This is a genomic window from Salinivibrio sp. SS3 (genome assembly GCF_001722105.1).
Lineage (GTDB): Bacteria > Pseudomonadota > Gammaproteobacteria > Enterobacterales > Vibrionaceae > Salinivibrio > Salinivibrio kushneri.
On record NZ_MEBQ01000018.1, the window covers coordinates 110,379 to 134,454 of the forward strand.

20 protein-coding genes and 2 tRNA genes are annotated in these 24,076 nt (G+C 50.8%); 17 read left to right on the forward strand and 5 right to left on the reverse strand.

The genetic code is table 11. The annotated features are described in order from the left end of the window. Positions 1-323 precede the first annotated feature (323 nt). Positions 324-1,310 (forward strand): arginine deiminase-related protein, encoded by a 987-nt coding sequence (locus BGL48_RS08405; RefSeq protein ID WP_069362238.1) that lies wholly within the window; start codon positions 324-326, stop codon positions 1,308-1,310. A gap of 72 nt (positions 1,311-1,382) precedes the next feature. Here BGL48_RS08405 and BGL48_RS08410 read toward each other — a convergent pair whose 3' ends face one another. Continuing rightward, the gene (locus tag BGL48_RS08410) at positions 1,383-1,742 is read right to left on the reverse strand and encodes a HopJ type III effector protein (RefSeq protein ID WP_069362239.1); all 360 of its coding nucleotides are present in this window, start codon (positions 1,740-1,742) and stop codon (positions 1,383-1,385) included. Between the two features lie 182 nt (positions 1,743-1,924). Here BGL48_RS08410 and BGL48_RS08415 point away from each other — a divergent pair. Next, a tRNA-Ser gene (locus tag BGL48_RS08415) sits at positions 1,925-2,015 on the forward strand. Positions 2,016-2,174: 159 nt separating this feature from the next. Further along, a complete protein-coding gene (locus BGL48_RS08420; RefSeq protein WP_069362240.1) occupies positions 2,175-3,059 on the forward strand; it encodes a sterol desaturase family protein in 885 nt (294 codons plus the stop codon). A 146-nt stretch (positions 3,060-3,205) separates the two neighbouring features. Here the strand turns inward: BGL48_RS08420 and BGL48_RS08425 are convergent, their stop codons facing one another. Both BGL48_RS08425 and BGL48_RS08430 read right to left on the reverse strand, forming a co-directional pair. Then, positions 3,206-4,375 (reverse strand): MFS transporter, encoded by a 1,170-nt coding sequence (locus BGL48_RS08425; RefSeq protein ID WP_069362241.1) that lies wholly within the window; start codon positions 4,373-4,375, stop codon positions 3,206-3,208. A 416-nt stretch (positions 4,376-4,791) separates the two neighbouring features. Further along, positions 4,792-5,379, reverse strand: coding sequence for an outer membrane beta-barrel protein (locus BGL48_RS08430; protein WP_069362242.1), 588 nt, complete (start codon positions 5,377-5,379; stop codon positions 4,792-4,794). Positions 5,380-5,627: 248 nt separating this feature from the next. Between BGL48_RS08430 and BGL48_RS08435 the strand changes: the two genes are divergently transcribed. From BGL48_RS08435 to glpC, 7 genes are all read left to right on the forward strand, one after another. After that, positions 5,628-6,335 (forward strand): response regulator, encoded by a 708-nt coding sequence (locus tag BGL48_RS08435; RefSeq protein ID WP_069362243.1) that lies wholly within the window; start codon positions 5,628-5,630, stop codon positions 6,333-6,335. A gap of 33 nt (positions 6,336-6,368) precedes the next feature. After that, positions 6,369-7,661, forward strand: a complete 1,293-nt coding sequence (locus BGL48_RS08440; RefSeq protein WP_069362244.1) for an ATP-binding protein — start codon at positions 6,369-6,371, stop codon at positions 7,659-7,661. Positions 7,662-7,756: 95 nt separating this feature from the next. Continuing rightward, the gene (locus tag BGL48_RS08445; protein ID WP_102505176.1) at positions 7,757-8,524 is read left to right on the forward strand and encodes a glucosaminidase domain-containing protein; all 768 of its coding nucleotides are present in this window, start codon (positions 7,757-7,759) and stop codon (positions 8,522-8,524) included. An 8-nt stretch (positions 8,525-8,532) separates the two neighbouring features. After that, complete coding sequence (locus BGL48_RS08450) at positions 8,533-9,216, forward strand: YoaK family protein (RefSeq protein ID WP_069362245.1); 684 nt, start codon at positions 8,533-8,535, stop codon at positions 9,214-9,216. A 289-nt stretch (positions 9,217-9,505) separates the two neighbouring features. Continuing rightward, positions 9,506-11,200, forward strand: a complete 1,695-nt coding sequence (gene glpA, locus BGL48_RS08460) for an anaerobic glycerol-3-phosphate dehydrogenase subunit A (protein WP_083238499.1) — start codon at positions 9,506-9,508, stop codon at positions 11,198-11,200. Next, positions 11,197-12,510, forward strand: a complete 1,314-nt coding sequence (glpB, locus tag BGL48_RS08465) for a glycerol-3-phosphate dehydrogenase subunit GlpB (protein ID WP_069362247.1) — start codon at positions 11,197-11,199, stop codon at positions 12,508-12,510. The genes glpA and glpB overlap by 4 nt, the downstream gene beginning before the upstream one ends. Then, a complete protein-coding gene (gene glpC / locus BGL48_RS08470) occupies positions 12,500-13,756 on the forward strand; it encodes an anaerobic glycerol-3-phosphate dehydrogenase subunit GlpC (protein ID WP_069362248.1) in 1,257 nt (418 codons plus the stop codon). The genes glpB and glpC overlap by 11 nt, the downstream gene beginning before the upstream one ends. Before the next feature lie 60 nt (positions 13,757-13,816). Here the strand turns inward: glpC and BGL48_RS08475 are convergent, their stop codons facing one another. Beyond that, positions 13,817-15,490, reverse strand: coding sequence for a BCCT family transporter (locus tag BGL48_RS08475; RefSeq protein WP_069362249.1), 1,674 nt, complete (start codon positions 15,488-15,490; stop codon positions 13,817-13,819). A gap of 202 nt (positions 15,491-15,692) precedes the next feature. Here BGL48_RS08475 and BGL48_RS08480 point away from each other — a divergent pair, with 202 nt between their 5' ends. Together BGL48_RS08480 and BGL48_RS08485 are read left to right on the forward strand one after the other, a co-directional pair. After that, complete coding sequence (locus tag BGL48_RS08480) at positions 15,693-16,154, forward strand: DUF3429 domain-containing protein (protein WP_241824172.1); 462 nt, start codon at positions 15,693-15,695, stop codon at positions 16,152-16,154. Between the two features lie 128 nt (positions 16,155-16,282). Beyond that, positions 16,283-17,899: a methyl-accepting chemotaxis protein gene (locus BGL48_RS08485; RefSeq protein ID WP_069362251.1), complete on the forward strand. Its 1,617-nt coding sequence runs from the start codon at positions 16,283-16,285 to the stop codon at positions 17,897-17,899. Between the two features lie 91 nt (positions 17,900-17,990). On the opposite strand, the gene BGL48_RS08490 is transcribed toward BGL48_RS08485, so the two are convergent. After that, positions 17,991-18,461 carry a hypothetical protein gene (locus BGL48_RS08490; protein ID WP_069362252.1) on the reverse strand — a complete coding sequence of 157 codons (471 nt, stop codon included), beginning with the start codon at positions 18,459-18,461 and terminating at the stop codon, positions 17,991-17,993. A 292-nt stretch (positions 18,462-18,753) separates the two neighbouring features. Here BGL48_RS08490 and BGL48_RS08495 point away from each other — a divergent pair, with 292 nt between their 5' ends. From BGL48_RS08495 to BGL48_RS08515, 5 genes are all read left to right on the forward strand, one after another. Next, complete coding sequence (locus tag BGL48_RS08495) at positions 18,754-19,794, forward strand: substrate-binding domain-containing protein (protein WP_069362253.1); 1,041 nt, start codon at positions 18,754-18,756, stop codon at positions 19,792-19,794. A 66-nt stretch (positions 19,795-19,860) separates the two neighbouring features. Then, on the forward strand, positions 19,861-21,243 hold the full coding sequence (gene pstC / locus BGL48_RS08500) for a phosphate ABC transporter permease subunit PstC (RefSeq protein ID WP_069362254.1): 1,383 nt from the start codon (positions 19,861-19,863) through the stop codon (positions 21,241-21,243). Continuing rightward, positions 21,236-22,540 (forward strand): phosphate ABC transporter permease PstA, encoded by a 1,305-nt coding sequence (gene pstA / locus BGL48_RS08505; protein WP_069362255.1) that lies wholly within the window; start codon positions 21,236-21,238, stop codon positions 22,538-22,540. The genes pstC and pstA overlap by 8 nt, the downstream gene beginning before the upstream one ends. Positions 22,541-22,673: 133 nt before the next feature. Then, positions 22,674-23,426 (forward strand): phosphate ABC transporter ATP-binding protein PstB, encoded by a 753-nt coding sequence (gene pstB / locus BGL48_RS08510; protein WP_218089801.1) that lies wholly within the window; start codon positions 22,674-22,676, stop codon positions 23,424-23,426. A 130-nt stretch (positions 23,427-23,556) separates the two neighbouring features. Continuing rightward, a tRNA-Ser gene (locus tag BGL48_RS08515) sits at positions 23,557-23,647 on the forward strand. Positions 23,648-24,076 lie beyond the last annotated feature (429 nt).

Consider the following 24,076-nt stretch of genomic DNA (forward strand, 5'->3'; position numbering starts at 1 on the left):
TTTCCTCCTTGCCGCTATTTCTATTGTAGCCAACCACACACAGGGTAGGGGCAATAATTGTTCGGAGCGGTGAATATCGCTGCCACCCCGAGAAGCTTTTAAAAAGATCATTAATTCAGTGAGATATAGGAGAACTGGCTGTAAGTGTCTGTAGGTGTGCGAGAGGCTGAGAAACTCAGTTTGTAAAAAACTTGTTTCAATGATATTTTCCTCCGCTTGTTCAGTATTCACACTGTTGGAAGAGGCGGTGACGCACCCGGATTGATCGCGTGCGTGACAGCGACTCTATACTCTTAATACTTGTTGTTTTAGAAGGTTTGCTTATGGCGTTTTTAGCGAGCTGTGATACCCAATATCCGCTGACTCATCCACATGCGGCGTCTGCTGTGGTGATGGTGCCCCCGCTCCATTTTAAATTTAATGCGCAAACGAGTGAGGATAATGGTTTTCAGCATGCGCCGTCACTACCGGATGAAGAAGTAAAAGCGCGCGCGATGGCAGAATTCAACAACATGGTGATGATCCTCCGCCGCCATGGTATCGATGTGGTGGTGATGGAGTACCCAGACTCTGACCCTGCAACGCCTGATGCCGTGTTTCCCAATAATTGGTTTAGTACGCTCCCCAGTGGCGAGCTCTACCTTTACCCTATGGCGTGCCCAAACCGCCAGTTAGAGGTGAAACCCGAGCGCTTAATGACTGCATTAGACCGTGCAGGCTATGCCGTCAATCACGTACACAAAGTGAAGTGTCATGACAAGGACGATGCGTTTCTTGAAAGTACGGGCGCGATGGTTATCGACCATCTCAACCAGCGTGTTTATGCGGCGCTTTCACACCGTTGTGACAGCATTTTGCTCACTGAGTGGGCAGCAAAGGTAGGCATGCGACAAGTCGTGAGCTTTAACACGGAAATGAGCGATGGCAATCCGGTTTATCATACCAATGTGATGATGGCGGTGGGTGAAGAGTTTGCCGTTGTGTGCGATGAGGTGATAGAACCGGGGCAGCGCGATCTTGTGTGTAACACATTGAGTCAAGATAAAACCTTGGTATTCATTAGTGAATCACAAATGAACCAGCTTTGTGGCAATATTTTACAATTGCGCAATCGCCATGGTGAATCACTCATCGTCATGTCATTGTCGGCCTACAGTGCGTTTACTGAAGAGCAAAAACGCACGCTGCGCCAATTTGGTAAATTGGTACCTGTCGATGTCAACACAATTGAAACCGTGGGTGGGGGAAGCGTGCGTTGTATGATGGGAGAAGTATTTCTACCTCGTCATCAAGCCGCGATATCGGGTTAAAGGCGTCGGTTAAAACGTCGGTTTAATAGGCAAAACGGCGACTTAGGGTCGCCGTTTCACGTTGCTTTCATGCTACGAGTGCGCGCGTGTTTTGGCCTTAAGTGGCATTTTGTCAAATGAGACACCGTTCCATCCAGTGACCATAAAGTTGCGAATGTTTTTGTGATCCGTCCCCGAAGGGTTGCTCAGCACGTCCTCGCGATAATACCCCCCAAAGCAGGAGAGTGTCTGTGCTTCCGTAAGCTCATGGAGCTGGCAGAATGCGAGGACTTTGCAAGACCCTGTGTTCTGGCCTGCTTTATTAGCCAGATCACCGTTAGTGAATCGAGTGGGGGCATAGTCGTAATGGGCATCTATCACCGCTATTGTCTCGTCAAACATTACCATATCTGGGGTTTGAGTGACTTTAGCGAGAAAGCTGTCTAAGGTCATGTTGGTTCCTGAGTTAATAACATGCGAGCTCTCGTCGAGAGTATGTGCACGTTGTACCAACTTGTTTAACCAATGTGAAGCCAAGAGAAGCGACTAATGGATAAATATCCATCACTTAAACCAAATTTTTTGTTGCAGTGCTTTACATTGACTCGGGGCAACATTAGTATACCACCCAGTTCGGAGGGATGGCTGAGCGGTTGAAAGCACCGGTCTTGAAAACCGGCAAGGGTTAATAGCCCTTCCAGGGTTCGAATCCCTGTCCCTCCGCCACATACCGAAAAGCCGCTGAGAAATCAGCGGCTTTTTTGTATCTGTATATCCGCTTACTCTCCTTTTGTGCGCAAACTAACAGCTTGGTGATGCTTTTCCTTACAGGTTGGGCTGAAACACCTAATATGTTAAGAAACTGTACTGTGCGATAAAGGCTCCGTGACTGAACTGATCTCCCATCCAGAATGGCTACTGCTTGTATTGGCTCCCGTGTTTTTCTTATGCATGCTGGGGGAGTATTGGGTGGCGCTGCGCCGGGGGAAATTGGGCGATAATGCGCGTTATCACGTGCCGGAAGTGCTCTGTAACTTTACCTTGGCGGGGCTGCATCAAGCTGCCGATCTACTGACCGGGTTGCTGATTGCTAAGGTCTATTTATGGTGGTTTGGCTGGCGGCTGTTCGACATTGAGATGTCGGTGAGCCTGTTTTTGTTGCTGATGGTCGCACAAGATTTTTGTTACTACTGGTTCCACCGCGCCAGCCATCGTGTTCGCTGGATGTGGGCGGCGCATGTGGTGCATCATAGCTCAGAGCGGATGAACTTTAGCACCGCGTTTCGCCAAAGCTTAATGTATCCGCTGGCAGGGATGTGGCTGTTTTGGCTGCCGCTGGTGGTGATTGGATTTCCGCCGCAATGGGTGGTGTTTGTTGTGCTGCTGAATTTAGGGTTACAGTTTTTTGTCCACACTCAATGGATAAAGACACTCGGGCCTGTGGAATGGGTTTTTAATACCCCGTCTCATCATCGCGTTCATCATGGCGTGAACCCCCAGTACATCGACAAAAACTACGCGGGCATTTTGATCATTTGGGACAAATTATTTGGCACCTTCGAGCCGGAATCTGAACCGGTGCGCTATGGGATCCCCAAGCCAGTAAACAGTTTCAACCCTCTGGTGGTGACCTTTGCAGAATGGCAACAAATGTGGCGCGATGTCACGCAGCCTGATTTGAATTTTCGGCAACGATGGCAGTGCTTGTTTGCACCGCCAGGACACGCACAAGGTCACACGACAGACGAGCAAGCATCACGTAAGAGGTAGCAGTTTGCTGGCTTGCTGCAAGCAAACGCATTTTGAGGATATAACTCATTGTTATCGGGTGCCAACACCGCCACGTGTAGCATTCCTGCCTATGGAGGCGAGTAAACGCAACGTTTGAAATATGAGCCGAGTTGATTGTTAGCAGGCTAGATGCTTTTGCACTCCTTTGTCACGGCGTTGGCGCCTTGGCGCAGAATCCCAACCTGAATAACGATGGCTACGGCCGCTACCGCGGCGGCAGCGTAGACAAGCTGAATCACGGAAATCCCGTGGCCGAGCCACAGCCCACCCAAAAGGGTACCCACCGCACCACCAAGGTAGTTTGATGAACTATTGAGTGCGACAACGGCGGCACTTTGCTCCGGTTGGAGGCTAATCAGTGTGTGTTGCTGTGGTGCGAGCGACGACCAACCGGCCGCACCCCATAAAAAGAATGGCACAAAGGCAATGATTGAGGGCAACGGCAAGCTACTCGGAATGCTGAAGATGGCGACGAACATGAGCGTCAGAACGCTGAGCAGGATTGTCCTTGGACGTTTTACCCAGTCAATTAAATGGCCGATGGTGAAGCTGCCTACCATGCCGCCTAGGCCCCAAACCCATAAATATGGCGTGAGGTTGGTTTTTTGTGTGATGCCCGTAATCACAGGTGCGAGATAAGAATAGAGCCCCAAGCTGGCGACAGCCGTCAAGAAGGTGACACTAATGGTGGCAGACACGGACCGACTGGCGAGTAACGCGACGCGTGCTTTTAGCGATGGCGGCGGGGCGACACAGATCTGAGGAACACCCAGCACCACGCCAATAAGCCCAATGAGCGCGATACCGATCACGACGGCAAACACGCCTTGCCATCCAAGCCAAGTGGCGAGAGCGAGACCGACGGGAACCCCAACAACGGTACCCGCACTCATACCACCCAACAACAGCCCTAATGCACGCCCCTTCTTCTCTGCTGGCACCAAAGAGGCGGCACTTGCCGCGGCTAAAGGCGAGAAAATGCCGGCCCCTATGCCGGCTAGCGCGCGGCTTGCCAGTAACATGGTTAAGTGCGTGCTGAAAATGGTGACAAGATTAGCGGCGATAAACACCAGCATCGATAGCACGAGTGCCTTTTTGGTCGGAAAGCCTGCCAACAATGTCGCCAAGATTGGCGCAGAAAGGGCGTAGCACAAGGTAAAAGCCGTCACCATTTGTGCGGTTTGTGCTTCTGTGATCTGAAAACTGGTGGAAATTTCCGGAATAATGCCTGCCACGACATAGGCATCCATACCGAACGCAAACATCGCAATGGGTAAAAATAAAATGTTTTTCATGGATAGCCTAGCGCGTGAGTCTTTGAAAAGTTGCGGGTATGCCGTCAATTTACACGCAGATGACGATGGGGAAAGAGCCCCTTATCAAGCGTACAACTTTATAATGTCCAGGAAATGTAACAAAGTATTACATTGGGCGAAAACACTCGCCAGCAAATATAGGTAGAGGAGCAGGCAAGTATTTTTTACAGAGTAAACAATTGACTATAATAAAGGGCGCGATGAGTCGGCCTTTATATCAATGGGTGATTGAGTTGACACTTAGAACTGGTATTTAACCAATCATCGCTATTGTAAGAAAAATAGGCACCCACTGAGTGGATGCCTATTTGGGTAAGGGGTGAGATAGTGTCTTTGTCTTAGCTTAAACGGTCTGTCCGCGTAAGTTTAGCCAACTGTCGTCTGTGAGCGTGTTGTTAGAATTTATAGTTAACGTCGAGGTAAAACACACTTGGGTTCTTGAAGGAAATACCTTCCGCATACTTTTGTTTCGTTAAGCCGTATTTATGACCGCCTTCCAAAGCGATACCGGAGTTAAAACGATACCCAAGGCCGAGATTGACGTCGCTCGCTAGGCCAGAGTCTCTGAGATTATAGTTGTCAGTCCCCAGAGCATCTTTGTCCTTAATTTCTAGCTTGCTGCGTTGATAGCCTAGCGTACCACCAGCAATACCGTACAAATTGTCAGTGAACTCGTGAATATAGTCTAAGCCCATACCGAATTGATAATCAGTATTTTCCAGCGACAGCTCTTCATCTCCTGCTTTCACTGTCGATTTACTCGACGCGCCCGACTGCCAGTAGCCGTAAGCGCGCACTGAGTCAGTGATATACTTACCGCCGTACAGCTTGACGGTTCCTCGGTCCTCGAGATCACTTTTGAACTCGCTGCTCTCTAAGCCACTCACATCAGCGCTACCAGCCCCGAATTCCATCCCCATATAAGAAGAGGCATAAGCCGCTGGCGCGAGAATCAGTAAAGCGAAAGGTGCTAATTTTTTCATTGTAAATAACCTATTATTCGTCGTAGGTGTTTTTTAAGAACGTATGACTTATAGTCATTGCTTTTTGGAACGTTCGTTTAAGGGGGAACGTTTGAGTGGTACTTTACGGCTGACGAGCGCGGTAATGTATCTGCAGAGTGTCATGGTTTGTCGTATGACTGTCGTGATAGCTACGCCTGTAGACGCACAGAGTTATTAATGATTGATACCAAGGCTTTTGGTTTGTTTATTTTTCTAGGTCAAGATTAATGGAAGAGAAACTACACTTGGTGGTTGTCGAAGATGACCCCAAAATGCGAGAAATGCTGACAGAGTATTTTGATACACAAGACTATCGCGTCACGGCACTCGCTGAAGGGACAGGGGCGGCTGAATACATTTTGTCCGCACAACCTGACTTGGTTCTACTCGATCTAATGCTACCCGGTGACGATGGACTGACAATTTGCCGACAAATCCGTGATGGGTTTAGAGGAAGAATTGTGATGCTAACCGCGAGTGATGATGATTTTGACCATGTGGCAGCCCTAGAGGTGGGCGCGGACGATTTTATCAGCAAACCGATTAAGCCTCGGGTGCTGATGGCTCGTGTAAGAGTGCAACTACGCCAGCTTAGAGACGACGCAGCAGTTCTCGCATCCAAACCCAGTGTCCTTAATTATGGTGTCTTGGCGCTCAATGAGGCAAGACGCTACTGTTCATTAAATGATGAGCCTATCGCATTAACAGACAGTGAATTTGCATTGCTTTGGCACCTGGCCAGTCAGCCTGACGAGGTGCACACACGAGAGACGTTAACGCGTGCATTACGAGGTATTGAGTATGACGGTGTTGACCGGACGATAGACAATAAAATTGTGACCTTGAGAAAAAAGCTGGGTGATACATCCACCAACCCTAAAAAAATTATCACAGTGCGGGGAAAGGGTTACTTGTTTGTGCCTGATGCATGGTAAGTGCGTAGTAGAAGTCTGTATGAGTGGTGAGCAATGCGTCGGATATATTTAGAGTTCTTCTTTGGGCTGGTCGTCATTTTTATGGCGAGCTCATTGACCTACGAATACCTCGTGTATGAACTGACGGAAAACTATGAAGCAACCTTGGCGAAGCGACAGGCTGAAAGTGTCGTTGATATGGTAGCGCTGATTGAGTCACAGGCGGGAACGCAAGCAGCTTTAGGTGCGCTGAAGGGGTATGCCGATAACGTTGAATATTCATTATCGGTACACGAACTTGGCAAGATTCCGGCTCATTTGAAGGAGGCATTTTCCCACCAACTTGACCCCTCGGCCGTTTTTGATGATAAAAACGAAACCTTGTGGTTCCGTCTCGACGATAAGGCGCAAATCTATAGTTTACAAACCGCGGTAGACTCTGAGCTACACGGGGCCATTGCGTTTAATGAAGATCTATTGTTCGTTTTTCTCTTTTTTGGTTTTGCTCTCTACAGTTTTTTCATGGTGCGGTTTCTCAGCCGCCGAGTACGGTCACTCGAGCAAGCGGCTCTTCAATTTGCCAACGGCAATTTAGACGCGCGGGCGTCAACAAAGAGTCAATATACCGTGGGGAGTTTGAACGCGACCTTTAATCATATGGCAGACAGAATTGCCAGTTTGGTCAGTAGTCGCCGAGCGCTAACCAATGCGGTGGCGCATGAATTGCGCTCTCCTTTATTTCGAATTCAATGGCAAGCTGAATTGTTGAGTGAGAGCCAACTGGACCGCAAGCAGCAACAAAAAATCGTCAGTATCGTTGAAGATACGGATGAAATGGCAGGGTTGGTTGATGAGCTTCTTTATTTGGCACGTGTTGATCACCCCAATACACCTTTTAGCCCGGAAAGATTGAATACGGCGATGTGGCTACAAGAAGAATGGCCGCGTTGGCAAACGCTCAGCACTAAGTCCGTGAGCTTGGATGCCCCGCAAGACTTGCCCAGTGTTGAGGCCGATCCACACCTGCTCAAACGAGTGATCACCAATTTAATCGGTAATGCGGAGAAGTATGCGACTCGTCAAATAGCCGTGCGTGTCTATTGCGAGGACACACAGCTTGTGATTGCCGTACACGATGATGGTGAGGGGGTGGATCCATCACACTGGCCGTTTATTTTTGATGCCTTTTACAGTGCGAATCGTTCCCGCGATAAAAAGCGCTCAGGCTATGGCTTGGGGCTGGCGATCGTTAAACAAATTGTCACCCGCCACGGCGGTCATGTAGAGATTGATCATAGTGATTTAGGCGGCGCATGTTTTCGAGTGATCTTACCCATAAAAACATGATGTCACGCTGTCAGGGCTAAGCTAATAGGGCGGCATTCGTCGCCGTTAGGTATTTCGCGTATAATAGCGCCCACATCGACAACACTAGGGGCACTATGAAACACCGTACCTTCGTCTTTATTGGCATGGCGATTTTTGCCGTGACCGTCACCATTTTGGTTTCGCGCCAGCAGCCCAAAGCCCCGCTTGTGCCCGATTTTCAATCCTTTGCGGCGGGGGCTGAGCGTAAGCAGGCGTTTTTTGATTACTTCACCCCTGTCGTGAATACCATTAACAGCGAAATCTTGGCGGATCGCACCGCGTTAACGGCATGGCACACGCGTCAAAGTGAGTTAAGCCGCCGAGAAACAAAACGCGTTCAAGCGCTCGCCGATCAGTATGAGCTAGCCGAGTTTGATGTCGGCCAAGAAGCAGACTGGATGGCACTGATCCAACGGGTAGATATCATTCCGCCGTCGTTGGTATTAGCGCAGGCGGCCAATGAGAGTGCATGGGGCACCTCGCGGTTTGCGCGTGAAGGGAATAATTACTTCGGACAGTGGTGTTTCAGCAAAGGATGTGGACTGGTACCCAAGCAACGTGCGGAAGGGAAAGTGCACGAAGTGGCAGCCTTTGATAACCCACAAGCCTCGGTAAAAAGCTACATCAATAACTTAAATACCCATGCCGCGTATCAAGGGCTACGCGAGATCCGCGCTAGCCTGCGTGAGCAGAATAAACCGCTTTCAGGTACATCGCTTGCCAATGGGTTGGGGCGCTATTCGGAGCGTGGCCAAGCCTATGTGAAGGAGCTACAAGCGATGATCCGTCATAACCAACTGGACAGGCTTGACCAGCCATCACCTTTATCAAATAACGAGTAGGACAGCCAATGATTACCCGTTTGCCTCGGTGGGTTGAAGCCGGGGCGTTTGTGTTAGCGCTGATCGCCGGCACCATCAATGCGATCGGGCTGTTGGGCTTTGAACACCAAGCCGTCTCACATGTTTCAGGTACCGCGACGCAATTTGGTTCGGGGTTGTTTGCAGGCCAGTGGACACAAGTCATCCAGCTGGGGGGCTTACTGGTGGCATTTTTCCTTGGTGCCGCGATTTCCGGGTGCTTATTGCATGGCAGCACGCTCAAACTGGGCCGCCATTATGACTCGGCACTGTTTGTCGAAGCTGGGCTGATTATGTTGGCGTTCTATTTTCTTTCTCGTGGCTTTGCCATTGGCCAGTTAGCCGCCTCGGCAGCGTGCGGCTTGCAGAACGCGATGGCGACCACCTACAGCGGCGCGATCGTGCGCTCAACCCACTTAACCGGCATCTTTACCGATTTAGGATTGATGCTCGGGGGTAAGCTGCGCGGCAATCCAGTGGATAAGCGCAAACTGATGCTCTTTTTACTGATCGCGTCTGGCTTTATCGTCGGCGGGGTAGTGGGCGCGTCGCTCTTTGCGTACTTCCATTTTGCGGCTTTGCTGTTTCCCGCAGGGTTATGTTTTGTGGTGGCATTGTGTTATCGCGGATATATGACACGCCAGCGTTTGATAACCCGCACCAGTAGCAAATAAACACACACGTTATTAACAATGCGCGTTTTCGCGCATTTTTTATGTGCGTGTTGTGCATCGTATCGATGTCTCTAACTTGCCCGGTTCTTTGGTGTCAACGTCGGGCCTGCTTCCTGTGGCGGCGGTTTACCGTGTCACCATTCGCGCGTCTTTTTGCGGCCAAAAGTTTGTCTCAAATCAAACAAGTGTGAGTTTGTGTTTCGAATTCGCGCATTGTGTGATGCTCTCGCCGTCTTTGTGAAACAGAAAATGCCACACTCCCGTTACGATACAGTAACAAGGAGGCCCCATGCCAAATAGCCAGTATATAGAAACGGATGTGGTCATCATCGGCGGGGGAGCAACCGGCACCGGCATTATGCGAGATTGTGCGCTGCGCGGTATCTCGTGCATTATGCTCGAACGTGACGATATCGCGGCTGGGACATCGGGGCGCAACCATGGCTTGCTGCATTCTGGGGCTCGTTACGCGGTCACAGATACCGAATCGGCCTGTGAATGCATTCAAGAAAACACCATCCTTAAATCCGTGGCTCGCCACTGCGTGGAAGATACCAGCGGACTCTTTATCACCTTGCCGGAAGATGATTTAGCGTACCAAGACACCTTTATTGCCAGTTGCGATAAAGCTGGCATTCCGACCCGGAAACTGACACCACGTGAAGCGCTGGCGTTCGAGCCCAACGCCAATCCGGCTATGATTGGTGCGGTGCAGGTACCGGATGGCATTATCGATCCGTTTCGCTTGTGTGCCGCGAATGTGTTGGACGGCAAAGAGCACGGCGGCAAGGTGTTTAACCATACTCGAGTGATGGGATTAATTCGTCAAGGGGCGACGGTGCAAGGTGTCCAGTGTTTGCATACCCTCACCGGCGAGCGTTTTGCCATTATGGCGAAGCAAGTGATCAATGCCGCAGGGATTTGGGGGCAGACAATCTGCGAGTATGCCGATCTGAATATCAAAATGTTCCCCGCCAAGGGCTCATTGCTGATCCTCGATTATCGGATTAACAACCGAGTAATCAACCGCTGCCGTAAACCGGCAGACGCTGACATCTTGGTGCCTGGTGACACCATTTCCTTAATCGGCACCACCTCTGAGCACATCGAGTACGATCAGATTGATAAGTTGGCGGTGACGCCACAAGAGGTGGATGTGCTGATGCGCGAGGGGGCTAAGCTCGCCCCCATTATGGCCAATACGCGGGTGTTGCGCGCTTACGCGGGCGTGCGGCCTTTGGTCTCGGTAGACGACGACGGCAGTGGTCGCAATATTAGTCGCGGCATTGTGTTGCTTGATCACCAAGCACGCGATGGGCTGGAGGGCTTGATCACCATCACCGGTGGTAAGCTCATGACCTACCGTTTGATGGCCGAGCAAGCCACAGACTTGGTGGCTGAAAAGCTGGGTAACCGTAATCCATGCCAAACTGCGACCCGTCCGCTACCGGGCTCTGAGCCTTCTAAAGGGATCCGTAAAGCCAGCGCCAGCTTGGTGAAACCTGTCTACCAATCCGCCTATTACCGCCACGGTGAACGCGTTAGCCATTTTTTAGATGAAAGTGACGATAGCCAAGCGGTAATTTGCGAATGCGAAATGGTGACCAAGGGCGAGGTGAACTATGCCATTCAATCGTTGGACGCAAAAAACATCACTGATTTACGTCGCCGCACCCGTCTGGGTATGGGGCCTTGTCAGGGTGAGCTGTGCAGCTATCGTGCCGCCAGCTTATTCAGTGAATGCGGAGGATTAGATGGCCAAGCCAGTGCTGGGCTGCTGGTGGACTTTCTCGAAGAGCGCTGGAAAGGCGTGAAACCCATTTTTTGGGGCGACGCGCTACGCGAAGCCGAATTTAGTTATTGGATTTATCAAGGATTATTTGGCGCCGGAGAGGTGCCAACGCCGCCGAAGACACCACGCAGTAGTGGTGAGTTAAAACGTGCTACACCGACGTCAGCGGCTGATCAGGAGGTATCACAATGATCCACTACGATATCGCAGTGATTGGTGGCGGCATTGCCGGGTTTACTGCCGCCTTGCGGGCACTAGAAGCGGGCAAGAAAACCGTCATGATTAGCGCCGGACAAAGCGCGCTGCATTTTTCGTCAGGCTCGATTGATGTATTGGGCCATTTCCCTAATGGTGAACCGGTCAGCCAGCCTTTTGAAGCGATTCCGAAACTGGTTCGCCAACATCCTGAGCATCCGTATGCCAAAGTCAGTTTAGAGGAAATCACCCAATCACTAACTTGGTTCCAACAGCAACTGAGTGCGCAAAAGGTGTGTCTGTATCATCAAGAGGATAATGCCAACCACGGCCGTATTACGCCGCTGGGCACCGTGCGTCCGACTTGGCTGTCGCAAGGACATGTGTATCAGCATCGCGGCCCGCGTCGTTTTTCGGGCCTCTGTTTTGCCGCCATTGAAGGCTATCGCGATGCGCAACCGACGTTAGCGAAAGATACCATTACCGCCCAGCGTGATTTTGCCTCCTGCCCAAGTCGCACCATCACGTTGTCGATTCCGGGTGCCGAGCGATTACGCCGTAACCGCAATGAGCTACGCTCGGTGGATCTTTCCCGTTTATTGGCCGAGCCTGATGCCTTTGACAGCCTGTGCGAGCAATTAATCGCGCAATCCGGCCCGGATGAATTGGTGATTTTGCCTGCCATTATTGCCGATGTGGCGGGAGAGCGGGGTATGGATGTGCTTAAACAGCGCACCGATCGCTGTTTTCACGAAGTGCCAACCATGCCGCCCTCGCTGCTGGGGATCCGAATTGAAACCGCCTTACAGCGGGTCTTTGCCAGTGCGGGTGGGGTGTTGCTGCGTGGTGATCAAGTGACCGGTGGTGAGTTTGACGACAATGGTTGCCTCACCGCCCTGCATACGCGCCAGCTCGAAGATATTCCGTTAACCGCAGAGGCGGTGATCTTGGCCACGGGCAGCTATTTTAGCCGCGGTCTCAATGCCGACCGCACCCAGGTGAGCGAACCGACGTTGGGGTTAGATATGGTGCAAAGCCCCGATCGTAGCGAGTGGCGCAACGACGACTTTTTTAGTCAGCAAAGCCATCCCTTTATGGCGTTTGGCATCAACACCGACAACCAACTGCGGCCCACCGCACGCGGCAAACGCTGTCAAAATCTGTTTGTGTGTGGCGCGGTACTCAGTGGTTACGATCCCGTCTATGAAGGCTGTGGCGGTGGCGTCGCGATCGCTACTGGCTACGCCGCCGCGCAACGTGCGCTCGCCGTGATGGCGAGTGCTAAGGAGGCGTCCCATGCTAACTGAATGGCTTAAACAGCGTGACTATAGCGACCATGCGCCGCAACCCACCAGCTTTGACCAATGCATTAAATGCACGGTGTGCACAGTGTATTGTCCGGTGTCGAAAGCGAATCCGGCGTATCCTGGCCCCAAAGAATGTGGCCCGGATGGTGAGCGCCTGCGGATCAAAAATCCTGAGTATTATGATGACCTGCTCAAGCTATGCACCAACTGCAAACGCTGCGAAACCGCCTGCCCATCCGGTGTAAAAATTGGCGATATCATTGCGGTGGCGCGCGGCAAACACGGCAAGAAAAACATCAACCCCAAGCTGATGCGTGATTACGTGCTCAGCCACACCGACTTGTTTGGCACGCTTGCTAATCCAGTCGCGCCACTGGTAAATGTGATGACGGATCTGAAACCGGTGAAAGCGGTGATGCATGCCACGATTGGGGTGGATAAACATAAATCTCTACCCAAGTATTCTTTTGGCACCTTTCGGCGTTGGATGAAAAGCCAAGTGGCGGCACAAGCTGAATACCCGAAACAAGTCAGTTACTTCCACGGTTGCTATGTGAATTTTAATAACCCGCAGCTTGGTAAAGACTTGGTAAAAGTGATGAATGCGATGGGGTACGGCGTGCAATTGCTCGACAAGCATAAGTGCTGTGGCGTGCCTTTAATTGCCAATGGCTTTTACGATAAAGCGCGTCGCAACGCGACCGCCAATACCGCGATGATTGCCGATTCTGTTGCCGACGAGCGCCCAGTGATCGCCACCTCATCCTCCTGTGCGCTGACGTTAAAAGAAGAGTATCCCCACGTACTAGGAGTGGATAACGCCCACGTGGCAGGGCAAATCAGCTTTGTGACCCGCTTTTTACTCAAAGCGGCCATGAATGGCGAGATGCCTAAGCTAAAACCCATCAATAAGCGGGTGGTTTACCATACCCCTTGTCACTTGGAGCGCAGTGGTAATGCGATGTTTACCATTGAGCTATTGCGTATGATCCCGGGATTAGAGGTGATTGTGCTCGATAGCGAGTGTTGTGGTTTGGCAGGCACCTACGGCTTTAAAACCGAGAACTATCAAACCTCGATTGCCATCGGTAGTGGTTTGTTTGCTCAGATTAAAGCTGCAGAAGCCGACTTTGCGATCACCGACTGTGAAACCTGTAAATGGCAAATTGAAGAAAACACGTCGCTGGAAGCCTTGCATCCGGTGAGTGTGCTGGCGATGGCCGTTGAGGCTCCATCAGCGTCTTGAGCTTCGCCGCAAAGAACAGCGCCACCGCATAGGGTGGCGCTGTTAGTCTGAGAGTGCGCGCTAGCGACTCGCTTTGGATGGTGTCGAGGCGGTGGATTTACCCACCGACTCTGCCAGTAAAGACTTCATCACGCTGATGGTCATTAAGATCACCAACACACTGATGGGTAGGGCGGTAACCATGTTCGCGGTTTGTAGGGCTCGTAAGCCACCGGCGACCAACAATACCGCGGCGACGGCACCGATCATGGTGCCCCAGAAGACTCGAAAGCGTTTGGGCGGGTTGTCATTGCCCATCGACAAAATCGTGGTCAGCACGAGGGTGCTTGAGTCTGACGAGGTAATAAACCAGCTAAACAGCAAGAAGATCATCATGGCATTGAGAATCCAACCCCAGATCCCGCCACCGGTAATGCCATCAGCGGTGGCAAACAGCGCCGCCGGTAAGTCCCAACCATTGACCAAATCAATAATGCCGGCGGTGCCAATCCCAGCATCGGCAACAAGCTCTTGATGTAAGGCGTTACCACCAAAAATCGCCAGCCAAGCAAAAATCATCAGTGTTGGCGCACACAGCACGCAAACCACAAACTCGCGTAAGGTGCGGCCGCGAGAAATACGCGCAATAAACAAGCCAATAAAGGGCGCCCAGCCAATCCACCAGCCCCAATAGAAAATGGTCCAAGCGTTTTGCCACGCGGTGGGACCTTGCGCCTCTGGGAACCACAGCCCCATCGGAATGAATTCGACCAAATAGTCGCTCAGTGAAGCGCCAAAGATCTGCACTAACCAAGCCGTAGGCCCGCCGAATAAAAAGTAGGCGATCACCAACGCTGAGACGATAATATTCCACTCAGAAATGATTCGGATCCCTTTGCCGACCCCGGAGAGAGACGACAAGATGGACGCCACAGAAATCAGAGCAATGAGGATAACTTGCGTCGTCACGCCCGGGTCGACGCCAAATAGACGGTCAAGCCCTACGGCAATCTGACTGACACCGAGACCCAGCGAGGTGGCGACGCCGAACACGCAGCCAAGTACCCCTAAGATATCGATAATATGGCCGATGGGCCCGTAAATACGATCACCAATCAGCGGGTGCACCGTGGAACGCAGTGCGAGAGGCAGCTTTTTCCTAAATGAGAAATAAGCGAGCGCGAGGCCGACAATCACATACACCGCCCAGCCATGAAAGCCCCAATGGAAATAGGTGACACGCAAGGCATCCGCCGCGCGATCAAAGCCCATGGTGGTGGCACCGGCCATATCCGCATACGGATTGTTGGGGTAGCCGAACGCACCACTTGTATCAAAGTAGAGCGTGGGTTCGGCTACCCCAAAAAACAGTATGCCAACGCCAACACCCGCGGAAAACAACATAGATAGCCACGAGAAGGTGCTAAACTCAGGCCGGTCGTCGTCATCACCTAACCGAATGTTTCCTAAACGCGTGACGGCAATCGTCAAGCTGGCGACCAGTAACAGCACCAACACCAACATGTAATACCAACCAAAGGTCGACTCCACCCAGCCACGTGCCGCAGCAAATACACGGCCGGCTAAATCAGTATTAAATCCGGTAAAAAACACGAAGACACAAACCAGGAGCGTGGCGGCGATCATCATATTTTTATGAACACCTTTAAACAGGCCGGTCTGTGTGACGCAATCGGCAAACGGATGCTGCAATGCGCTGGCATTACTCGCATCCGACGTACTTCGTGTTGACATGAATCGTTCCTCTTTTAACAACAAAACGCGCAACAATTTACGCAACACAAGCACCCTTTGCAAAAAAAAGAGCCGTTAATCACATTATGTTAGGTGGAGGTGTTGAGAAAAGCAGCGAAATGTGTCGATAAGACGGCCAGTGGCGGATTGTCTTCGTACACTTAGGGTTAATAAAAACCTTAATAGAGTGTCTAGGAGTGAGATGATGAAACCACAACCCGCTTCGCGCGATACCATGCTGCAACTTGGGTACCTTGGCTTGCTTCCTTTTATTGGCGGTGTGCTCGTCACCTGGGCCGATCTGACCTTATTCGGTCTCAGTGGCGAGCAGCTTTTTTTAAGCTATAGCGCGGTGATTTTAAGCTTTTTATCCGGCGTTTTATGGGGCAATGGCATCGATCACTTTTCCCATAAACTTAGCCGTAATGCGTTATTGCTGAGCAACCTGTTTGCACTCTTGGCTTGGGGGGCGCTTATTCAAGGCGCGACCCAATACCTGATCGCGACTGGGCTGCTTGCGACCGGTTATTTAGCGGTATGGCTGGCGGAAAAATGGATCCGAAAAAGCGAGAGTGAAGACACGTCCTCTGCCTATCAAACCATGCGTGGCCGCTTGACGATAGCTGTTGTGGCTTGTCATGGGTTGCTGCTCATTGTGGTGTGAGCAGCAAAAAGGCCACCAAGAAAAACCCTACCGAGAATGAACCTATTGCAGCAATAGGCCGTACCCGTTACCTCGTGCGCAAAAAAACAAGTAACTTTACAGTGGAATTAGGGGCAGCGGGGTAACCAATGACGATTATACAGTATTTACGCGTGGTGTTTCTGGCACTCGGCATTGCGGTTGCGGCGAGCGGGGCGTACTTGTTCAGCGAAATAAACACGGTCAAGGCACAGTTTAATGATGTGGTAGAGCGTAATGTTCGCCTGCTGAGCACTGTGTCTGACTTGCGTTATTATACCGTCACTTATCGCCGTTTCGCACTCGATTACGGGTTAACCGATGATAAACAAGCGCATCGCGATATTTTGGTGAAAATAGAGCGCAACGATCAAGAGGTTGGTGAAGCACTTGACCGAATGAAAGCACTCACGGTGAGTGACAGTAATACAGAGGCCGTGGCCACGATAGAAACGCGCCTGAACAATTACCGTGAGATGCAAAACGACTATATTTCGCTTATTGATAACGGACGAATTGATGATGCGCGCCGTAAAATGTTAGGCCCCATGTTGGCGCCGTTTGACCAGATAGTCGCGAACCTCGCCACATTGCAACAGACGTTGGAAGACCAAGCCAACGCGATAAAGACGCGAGAATCGGAAAAAATCGAGCGTCTCATTTATAGTGGTATTGCCGTGATTATTGCTCTGGTTGTGCTGATGGCGGGTGTGGCGTTATTGCTACAACAGCGCATACGTGGGCCGCTGGCGAAGCTGGTTACTCAGATGCAGCGGGTGGAAAGCGGTGATCTTACCCAACGGTTGGATCTCGATACGTTCAACCGCGACGAGCTGGGACAAGCAGCAAATACCTTTGCGCAAATGCAAGAAAGCATTACCGAGCTGATAGGGTCGTTAGTGAAAGGCACTAAGCGATTACAAACGGTCAGTGATGAGCTATCGACCCAGGTGAGCCATACCGTGAATAGCGTTGAGCAACAGCGGGGTGAACTCTCACAGCTTGCGAGCGCGATGACGCAGATGGAGTCTACCTTTGGTGAAGTGGCCAGTAACACTGTCAATGCAGCGGAACATACTGATAAATCGCGTGAATACGCAGAGCAAGGCCGACAAACGTTTGAGCAATCGTATCAGCAAAGCGTGGCGGCTAAAGATCAAGTTAATGAAGCCTCGCAAGTGATTGAGGCGCTAACCGAAGATAGCGAAAATATCGGTAAAGTCTCGGAAGTGATTAGTACCATCGCCGAGCAAACCAACTTGCTCGCGCTCAACGCGGCTATTGAGGCGGCTCGCGCGGGCGAAGCGGGTCGAGGCTTTGCGGTCGTGGCTGATGAGGTACGAGGGTTGGCTACCAAAACCCAATCATCGACCGATGAAATCAACCAGATCATTGAAGGACTGCAAACCAAAGCGCGTCAGGCCTACAAAGTGATGAGCGATAGCCAAACCTTGACGCAAAAAGGGCTGGATGATGCCAAGCATGCGGCAGAAGCGATCAACACCATTAATGATGCGACGCAGCAGGTATCTGAAATGACCGGTGCGATTGCTACCGCGACCGAAGAGCAAACCACAGCAGCGGCGGATCTGAACCAAAATGTGTCGGCGATTCACCAAGCGGCAGAGTCACTTGCCGAGACCGCAGAGCAAACCCGTCAAGCCTATGAGCGCTTGGAAAAAGAAAACGCCAGTATTAAAGAGCAAGCGGAGGCCTTTAGGTTATAACTGTACCCACCGACACCATCCACCAACAGAAAGTGCGCGAATGGCGCGCACTTTTTATTCCCGCCGCAAACGCATTAGCGAAACAAATATCTCAACGAAATAAATACAAAGATAAAAAGTAGTTGATGCTTTTATTCACCTCCCGGAGCACGGCAACCAAGCCGGCATCACTGTGCTCGGTCACATCCCAAGGCACAAATTTTCCGTAACGGGGCAAGGGTAGTCCAGATTGTACGGCGGCTGGATTCACGGCAACTAGATAATCAACATATGTCAATGTCAGCTCGGCCAGCGGGCAAGGCATGATCCCAGAGGTTGAGAGTTGAAATTGAATAAGTGCTTTTGACGCTTGTGCAGTATGCATGGTGCTGGATGTATGTGCGCAGTAAACATCAAAAAAGCTGCTCGCTTTACTTTTCATCACGGCGGCGGCCATCAAGGAGACGCCATGCTCACCATCGCACAAAAACAAAACCACTGGCTTACTCGGCGCGGTATCGTTATGCATCGGGAACGCGTCGGCACGCGCGTCTAACGGGACATTGTCTTTGGCATCTATCATTGCCTTTACTCATCTAAAAAGTGGAAGACAGGACAATTATCGGCGCATCTCGTCGACGCGCATCAGCCCTGGATGCGTTTATCCTAGCCCGCCATGTGTTCAGCGCCAGCGTGGTAAAAACAACTTTTGAATCTGTTACCAATGCGCCGCACTGTCATCAAACCTTCATGATTGCATAAAGGAACTGTCACTTTGTGCTCTTAATGTGTCTCCCCGTTAACCGAGTTCTTCGTTATGTGTAGATAAACTGATTTGCACAGCACTAACTTAAATAATCGACTTGGAGGTTGATGTGAAACTTAAAGCTCTCTTTGCAGCTACTACAGTATCAATGGCCGTGCTGGCCTCAGGTAGCGCAACGGCCGCAAACCGTGATTACATTAGCATCGTTGGCTCTTCTACCGTTTACCCTTTTGCTACTGTAGTTGCTGAGCGCTTCGGTCGCACGTCGCAATACTCAGTACCAAAAATCGAATCAACCGGTTCAGGCGGCGGTCTTAAGCTGTTCTGTGCAGGTGTGGGTGAAAACACGCCAGACATCACTAACGCATCACGTAAAATCAAAAGCTCGGAAATTGACCGTTGTAAATCAAACGGCGTTGACGACATTGTTGAAATCAAAATCGGCTATGACGGCATCGCGCTGGCGAACTCGAAAATGTCTCAGCAATATGACTTGAGCTTGAAAGACATCTACACCGCGCTCGCCAAAACCGTGCCAGACGGTAACGGCAATTTCATTGATAACCCAAATGACACGTGGAAAGACGTGAATTCATCACTGCCTAACACCAAAATTGAAGTGCTAGGTCCACCACCAACATCAGGTACACGTGACGCCTTTGTTGAGCTAGCCATGGAAGCGGGCTGTGCCGAATACCCAGAAGTGGCAGCGCTTGAAGACAGCAACGAAGACAAGTTTAAAGCGATTTGTCATGGCATGCGTGAAGACGGTGCTTTCATCGAAGCGGGTGAGAACGACAACCTTATCGTACAAAAGCTTGAAGCAAACCCAGATGCACTTGGTATCTTCGGTTACAGCTTCCTAGAGCAAAATGCTGACAAGGTACAAGGCTCAAAAATCGCGGGTGTTGAACCAACGTTTGACGCGATTGGTAGTGGCGACTACCCCGTATCACGTTCACTGTACTTCTACGTGAAAAAAGCACACGAAGACGTGATTCCAGGTCTGAAAGACTACGTAAGCGCATTCACTGCTGAAGATGCAATCGGCAACATGGGTTACTTGGCTGACCGTGGCCTTATCCCACTCGACAACGGTGAATGGAAACAAGTACGCAGCGCCGCAGTTGACCTAAAACCAAACCTGTAAGCGCAGTGTGAACACGAAAAGGTGGCACACATGAGGTGCCACCTTTGTGCGTGTTCAGGAGGAACAATGACAACACCCATGCTGATGACCGTAATTGCTGTCATTGCAATTTCAGGCTTTTTTATTGCTCGAGCACGTTCAATCAAGCTCGCCGATACGGCTGGCGGATTGAGTAAGCTTCATTCTCGTCCTAATTATTACGGCTCTTATGTTGCGATTCTCGCGGCTATTCCGGCACTGGTTCTCTTATTGTTGTGGCAAGCGGTAGAACCCAACTTGATCCACAGTTTGGTGATGGCACAACTATCTGATTCGTATGTCACGCAGTTCGGCAACGCCGACTTGCTATACAGTCAGATTGGCAACGTCGCTCGTGGCATCACCCAAACTGACGATGCTGTCTTGTTGGCAGCGGCTGACCATTATCAAATGTTGAACCAACTGGGAACGACGTTGCGTTTCACCGCCATGACATCGCTTGCATTAGCGGGGTTGGCCTTTGGCTGGCGCTCTCTGCGATTACGTCTTCGCGCTCGAAATCGCGTGGAAAATGTGATGCAGGCTTTTTTGCTGCTTTGTTCAACACTCGCGATTTTAACCACACTGGGCATTGTGCTCTCGGTGTTGTTTGAGGCGTTGCGCTTTTTCCAAATGATCCCAGTCACTGAATTTATCTTTGGTACTGAGTGGTCACCGCAAATTGCCTTACGTGCAGACCAACAAGCGGCCAGTGGCTCATTTGGTGCGATTCCACTGTTTACCGGCACCTTAATGATCTCGTTTATCGCCATGTGCATTGCGGCACCAGTCGGGTTGATGAGTGCGATCTACTTGGCCGAATATGCATCGCCGCGTATACGGGGTATCGTCAAACCAATTTTGGAGATCCTGGCAGGTATTCCAACCGTGGTTTATGGCTTCTTTGCAGCATTGGTGGCCGCACCCTTTATCCGTGATGTGGCACAGGCGATCGGCTTTAGCAGCGCGTCGTCAGAGAGTGCACTGGCTGCCGGTGCGGTGATGGGGATCATGATTATTCCTTTTGTGTCGTCATTATCAGACGATGTGATCACTGCTGTACCGCAATCGCTACGTGATGGCTCGTATGGACTGGGCGCGACGCCGTCAGAAACGGTTCGCAAGGTTGTTTTACCGGCTGCATTACCCGGCATTGTGGGTGGCTTATTGCTGGCTGTTTCACGTGCAATTGGCGAAACCATGATTGTCGTAATGGCGGCGGGTCTGTCGGCGAACCTAACGGCTAACCCCCTTGATTCAGTGACCACAGTGACGGTGCAGATTGTCACGCTTCTTGTAGGTGACCAAGAATTTGATAGTCCAAAAACCTTGGCGGCGTTTGCTTTGGGTCTGACCTTATTTGTTGTGACACTGGCACTTAACGTGATTGCGTTGAACATCGTGAAGAAATACCGGGAACAATATGACTGATAAAATCGAACAACTGGCGCAAGAAAAGCGCGCAAGGGTAAGGGCTAGCTTAGCAAAGCGCCGCGGGAAAGAAGGACGTTTCCGTTTTTACGGTATCGGCTCTATTTTCCTTGCGTTTACCTTCTTGGTTCTATTGCTCGGCTCGATCGTCTCGCAAGGCTACACCGCTTTCTATACCACAGAAATTCGCTTGACCGTTGATTTAAGTGAACAAAATCTAGGTATTGAAGGCAAGCCATTAAATGATGAGACCCTTAAATACCTGGGCTATCGCTCAGTATTGGCAGATGCCATTTTTGATGCCATGCCCGAGGTGACATCGCGTGGCGACAAACGTGAGCTGTTCCGTTTTCTGTCTAACGGTGCCGAGTACGACTTACGCGACCGCGTGGCAGCCAATCCTGACTTGGTGGGACAAGAGGTTGAGATTTGGGCACTCGCGGGCGATAACGTCAATCAGTTTAACAAAGGCAATATCGATGGCAGCTTGCCGGAGTCTTATCGCCAGTTTAAAGACAAACACATTGGTTGGTTCAACCAGCTAAAAGAGAACGATCGTGTTCGCACCGTGTTTAACTCGCGCTTTTTCACCAATGGTGACAGCCGTGATGCTGAGCTTGCCGGGATCTGGGGCGCGACAGTGGGTTCTTTCTATACGCTGCTGGTGACACTGGCATTAAGCTTCCCCATTGGGGTGGCGGCCGCGATTTACTTAGAAGAGTTCGCACCACGTAATCGCATTACTGAGATTATTGAAATTAACATCAATAACCTGGCAGCGGTACCGTCGATCGTGTTTGGTTTGCTGGGCTTAGCCGTGTTCCTCAACTTTGCCGATCTACCGCGTTCTGCGCCGGTTGTGGGCGGCTTAGTCCTGACACTGATGACACTGCCAACCATCATTATCTCGAGCCGCGCATCTATTAAAGCGGTACCGCCATCGGTACGTGATGCCGCCTTGGGTGTCGGCGCATCAAAAATGCAAATGGTGATTCACCATGTATTGCCACTTGCCATGCCTGGCATGCTCACCGGAACCATTATCGGCATGGCGCAAGCGCTGGGCGAAACCGCGCCGCTGCTGATGATTGGTATGGTGGCCTTTATCGTGGATATCCCCTCAGGGCCCCTAGATGCCGCCACTGCGTTACCCGTTCAAATTTATTTATGGGCAGAGAATCCTGAAAAGGGCTTTGTCGAAAACACCTCTGGCGCAATCATGGTATTGCTGGCATTCCTTGCCCTTATGAATGCCTGTGCCGTGATTCTGCGTAAGCGTCTTGAACGACGCTGGTAAGTCGGGAGAAACAACCATGACGACGACAACAATGAACAACTTAGCCATGACTGAAGAAGTAGCAGAAACCACGCCGCAAAATACGGCGGCACCGACTGAAACGTGTGGTGTGCCTTTTGTAGAGAGCCCACGTATGACGGCTCGTAATGTCTTTGTGAATTACGAAAACGGCTCAAAATCAGCGATCACCGATGTCAGCTTGGATATTGGTGAAAAAGAAGTCTTGGCGATGATTGGTCCATCAGGCTGTGGTAAGTCTACCTTCTTGCGCTGTCTCAACCGCATGAATGACACCATTCCTGGCTGCCAAGTGTCGGGTGATATTATTTTGGATGGCGAAGATATCTATCATCGCGACACCGAAATTGTGGAGCTTCGCTCGCAAGTGGGCATGGTATTCCAGCGTCCCAACCCGTTCCCTAAATCGGTTTACGATAATGTGGCATATGGCCCACGTATCCATGGCTTGATTGACGGCAAAGACGAGCTGGATGCATTGGTTGAGCAATCACTTACGCGCGCAGGGCTTTGGAACGAAGTGAAAGATCGTCTCGATCAACCAGCAACAGGTCTATCAGGCGGCCAGCAGCAGCGTCTGTGTATCGCACGTACCATTGCGGTCGCGCCGGAAGTGATCTTGATGGATGAGCCTTGTTCGGCGCTAGACCCGATTGCCACCGGTATCATTGAAGAGCTGATTGCCGATCTGAAGAAAAACTTCAGCATCGTGATCGTCACGCACTCGATGCAGCAAGCGGCACGTGTGTCTGACCGCACCGCCTACTTCCACCTTGGTGACTTGGTTGAAGTCAACAGCACACAAAAAGTCTTTAATGACCCTGAGCACAAACTGACCTCTGATTACATCAACGGTCGATTTGGCTAAATAAACGGCGGGGCAAAGGAGAGAAAAGCGCTGAAAACAGGCTTTTGCTGATAAAATCAGCACTTAAGTGCGAAAAAGTAAAAATGGACTTTACATCGCTCTGAGCTGCCTCTAGTATACGCCCCGTTCCGGAGAGATGGCTGAGTGGTTGAAAGCACCGGTCTTGAAAACCGGCAAGGGTTAATAGCCCTTCTAGGGTTCAAATCCCTATCTCTCCGCCACATACCGAAAGCCGCTGCTCAGTCAGCGGCTTTTTTGCATTTATTGTCCCGCAAACTCCCAAACTCTGACCTCACCAACATTTTAGGCGATTCTGTCTAAACAGCTATTCTGCACTCTGGTACGCTAACCCTTATATTTCTGCCTCTTACATGGCCTTTTGGATGCCGACAACCAAAGGGCGGTAGCGTGGAACGCAACAAAACGCCTACATAGATGCACGCTTTCTCATGACCGATTCACACAGGGAAAACGCATGAAGATCCGCGGCATGCCTGGGCTAGCGATTTAATGACTTAGTTGTCAATTAAGGCTGAAAATCGTGCGTTGAACCATGTTTATTAATTAAAATGAGTGAAAATAAAGGATCAATTTGTTGATCATTTTCAGTGCGATTTAATGGTCTCCTAATGTTTAGGAGATTAAAAATG

Bases quoted from the DNA above. Each gene is read 5' to 3' on its own strand.
- BGL48_RS08405 (WP_069362238.1), top strand. From the start codon at position 324: ATGGCGTTTTTAGCGAGCTGTGATACCCAATATCCGCTGACTCATCCA.
- BGL48_RS08410 (WP_069362239.1), bottom strand. From the start codon at position 1,742: ATGACCTTAGACAGCTTTCTCGCTAAAGTCACTCAAACCCCAGATATG.
- BGL48_RS08425 (WP_069362241.1), bottom strand. From the start codon at position 4,375: ATGAAAAACATTTTATTTTTACCCATTGCGATGTTTGCGTTCGGTATG.
- BGL48_RS08430 (WP_069362242.1), bottom strand. From the start codon at position 5,379: ATGAAAAAATTAGCACCTTTCGCTTTACTGATTCTCGCGCCAGCGGCT.
- BGL48_RS08435 (WP_069362243.1), top strand. From the start codon at position 5,628: ATGGAAGAGAAACTACACTTGGTGGTTGTCGAAGATGACCCCAAAATG.
- BGL48_RS08440 (WP_069362244.1), top strand. From the start codon at position 6,369: ATGCGTCGGATATATTTAGAGTTCTTCTTTGGGCTGGTCGTCATTTTT.
- BGL48_RS08445 (WP_102505176.1), top strand. From the start codon at position 7,757: ATGAAACACCGTACCTTCGTCTTTATTGGCATGGCGATTTTTGCCGTG.
- BGL48_RS08450 (WP_069362245.1), top strand. From the start codon at position 8,533: ATGATTACCCGTTTGCCTCGGTGGGTTGAAGCCGGGGCGTTTGTGTTA.
- glpA (WP_083238499.1), top strand. From the start codon at position 9,506: ATGCCAAATAGCCAGTATATAGAAACGGATGTGGTCATCATCGGCGGG.
- glpB (WP_069362247.1), top strand. From the start codon at position 11,197: ATGATCCACTACGATATCGCAGTGATTGGTGGCGGCATTGCCGGGTTT.
- glpC (WP_069362248.1), top strand. From the start codon at position 12,500: ATGCTAACTGAATGGCTTAAACAGCGTGACTATAGCGACCATGCGCCG.
- BGL48_RS08475 (WP_069362249.1), bottom strand. From the start codon at position 15,490: ATGTCAACACGAAGTACGTCGGATGCGAGTAATGCCAGCGCATTGCAG.
- BGL48_RS08480 (WP_241824172.1), top strand. From the start codon at position 15,693: ATGATGAAACCACAACCCGCTTCGCGCGATACCATGCTGCAACTTGGG.
- BGL48_RS08485 (WP_069362251.1), top strand. From the start codon at position 16,283: ATGACGATTATACAGTATTTACGCGTGGTGTTTCTGGCACTCGGCATT.
- BGL48_RS08490 (WP_069362252.1), bottom strand. From the start codon at position 18,461: ATGATAGATGCCAAAGACAATGTCCCGTTAGACGCGCGTGCCGACGCG.
- pstC (WP_069362254.1), top strand. From the start codon at position 19,861: ATGACAACACCCATGCTGATGACCGTAATTGCTGTCATTGCAATTTCA.
- pstA (WP_069362255.1), top strand. From the start codon at position 21,236: ATGACTGATAAAATCGAACAACTGGCGCAAGAAAAGCGCGCAAGGGTA.
- pstB (WP_218089801.1), top strand. From the start codon at position 22,674: ATGACGGCTCGTAATGTCTTTGTGAATTACGAAAACGGCTCAAAATCA.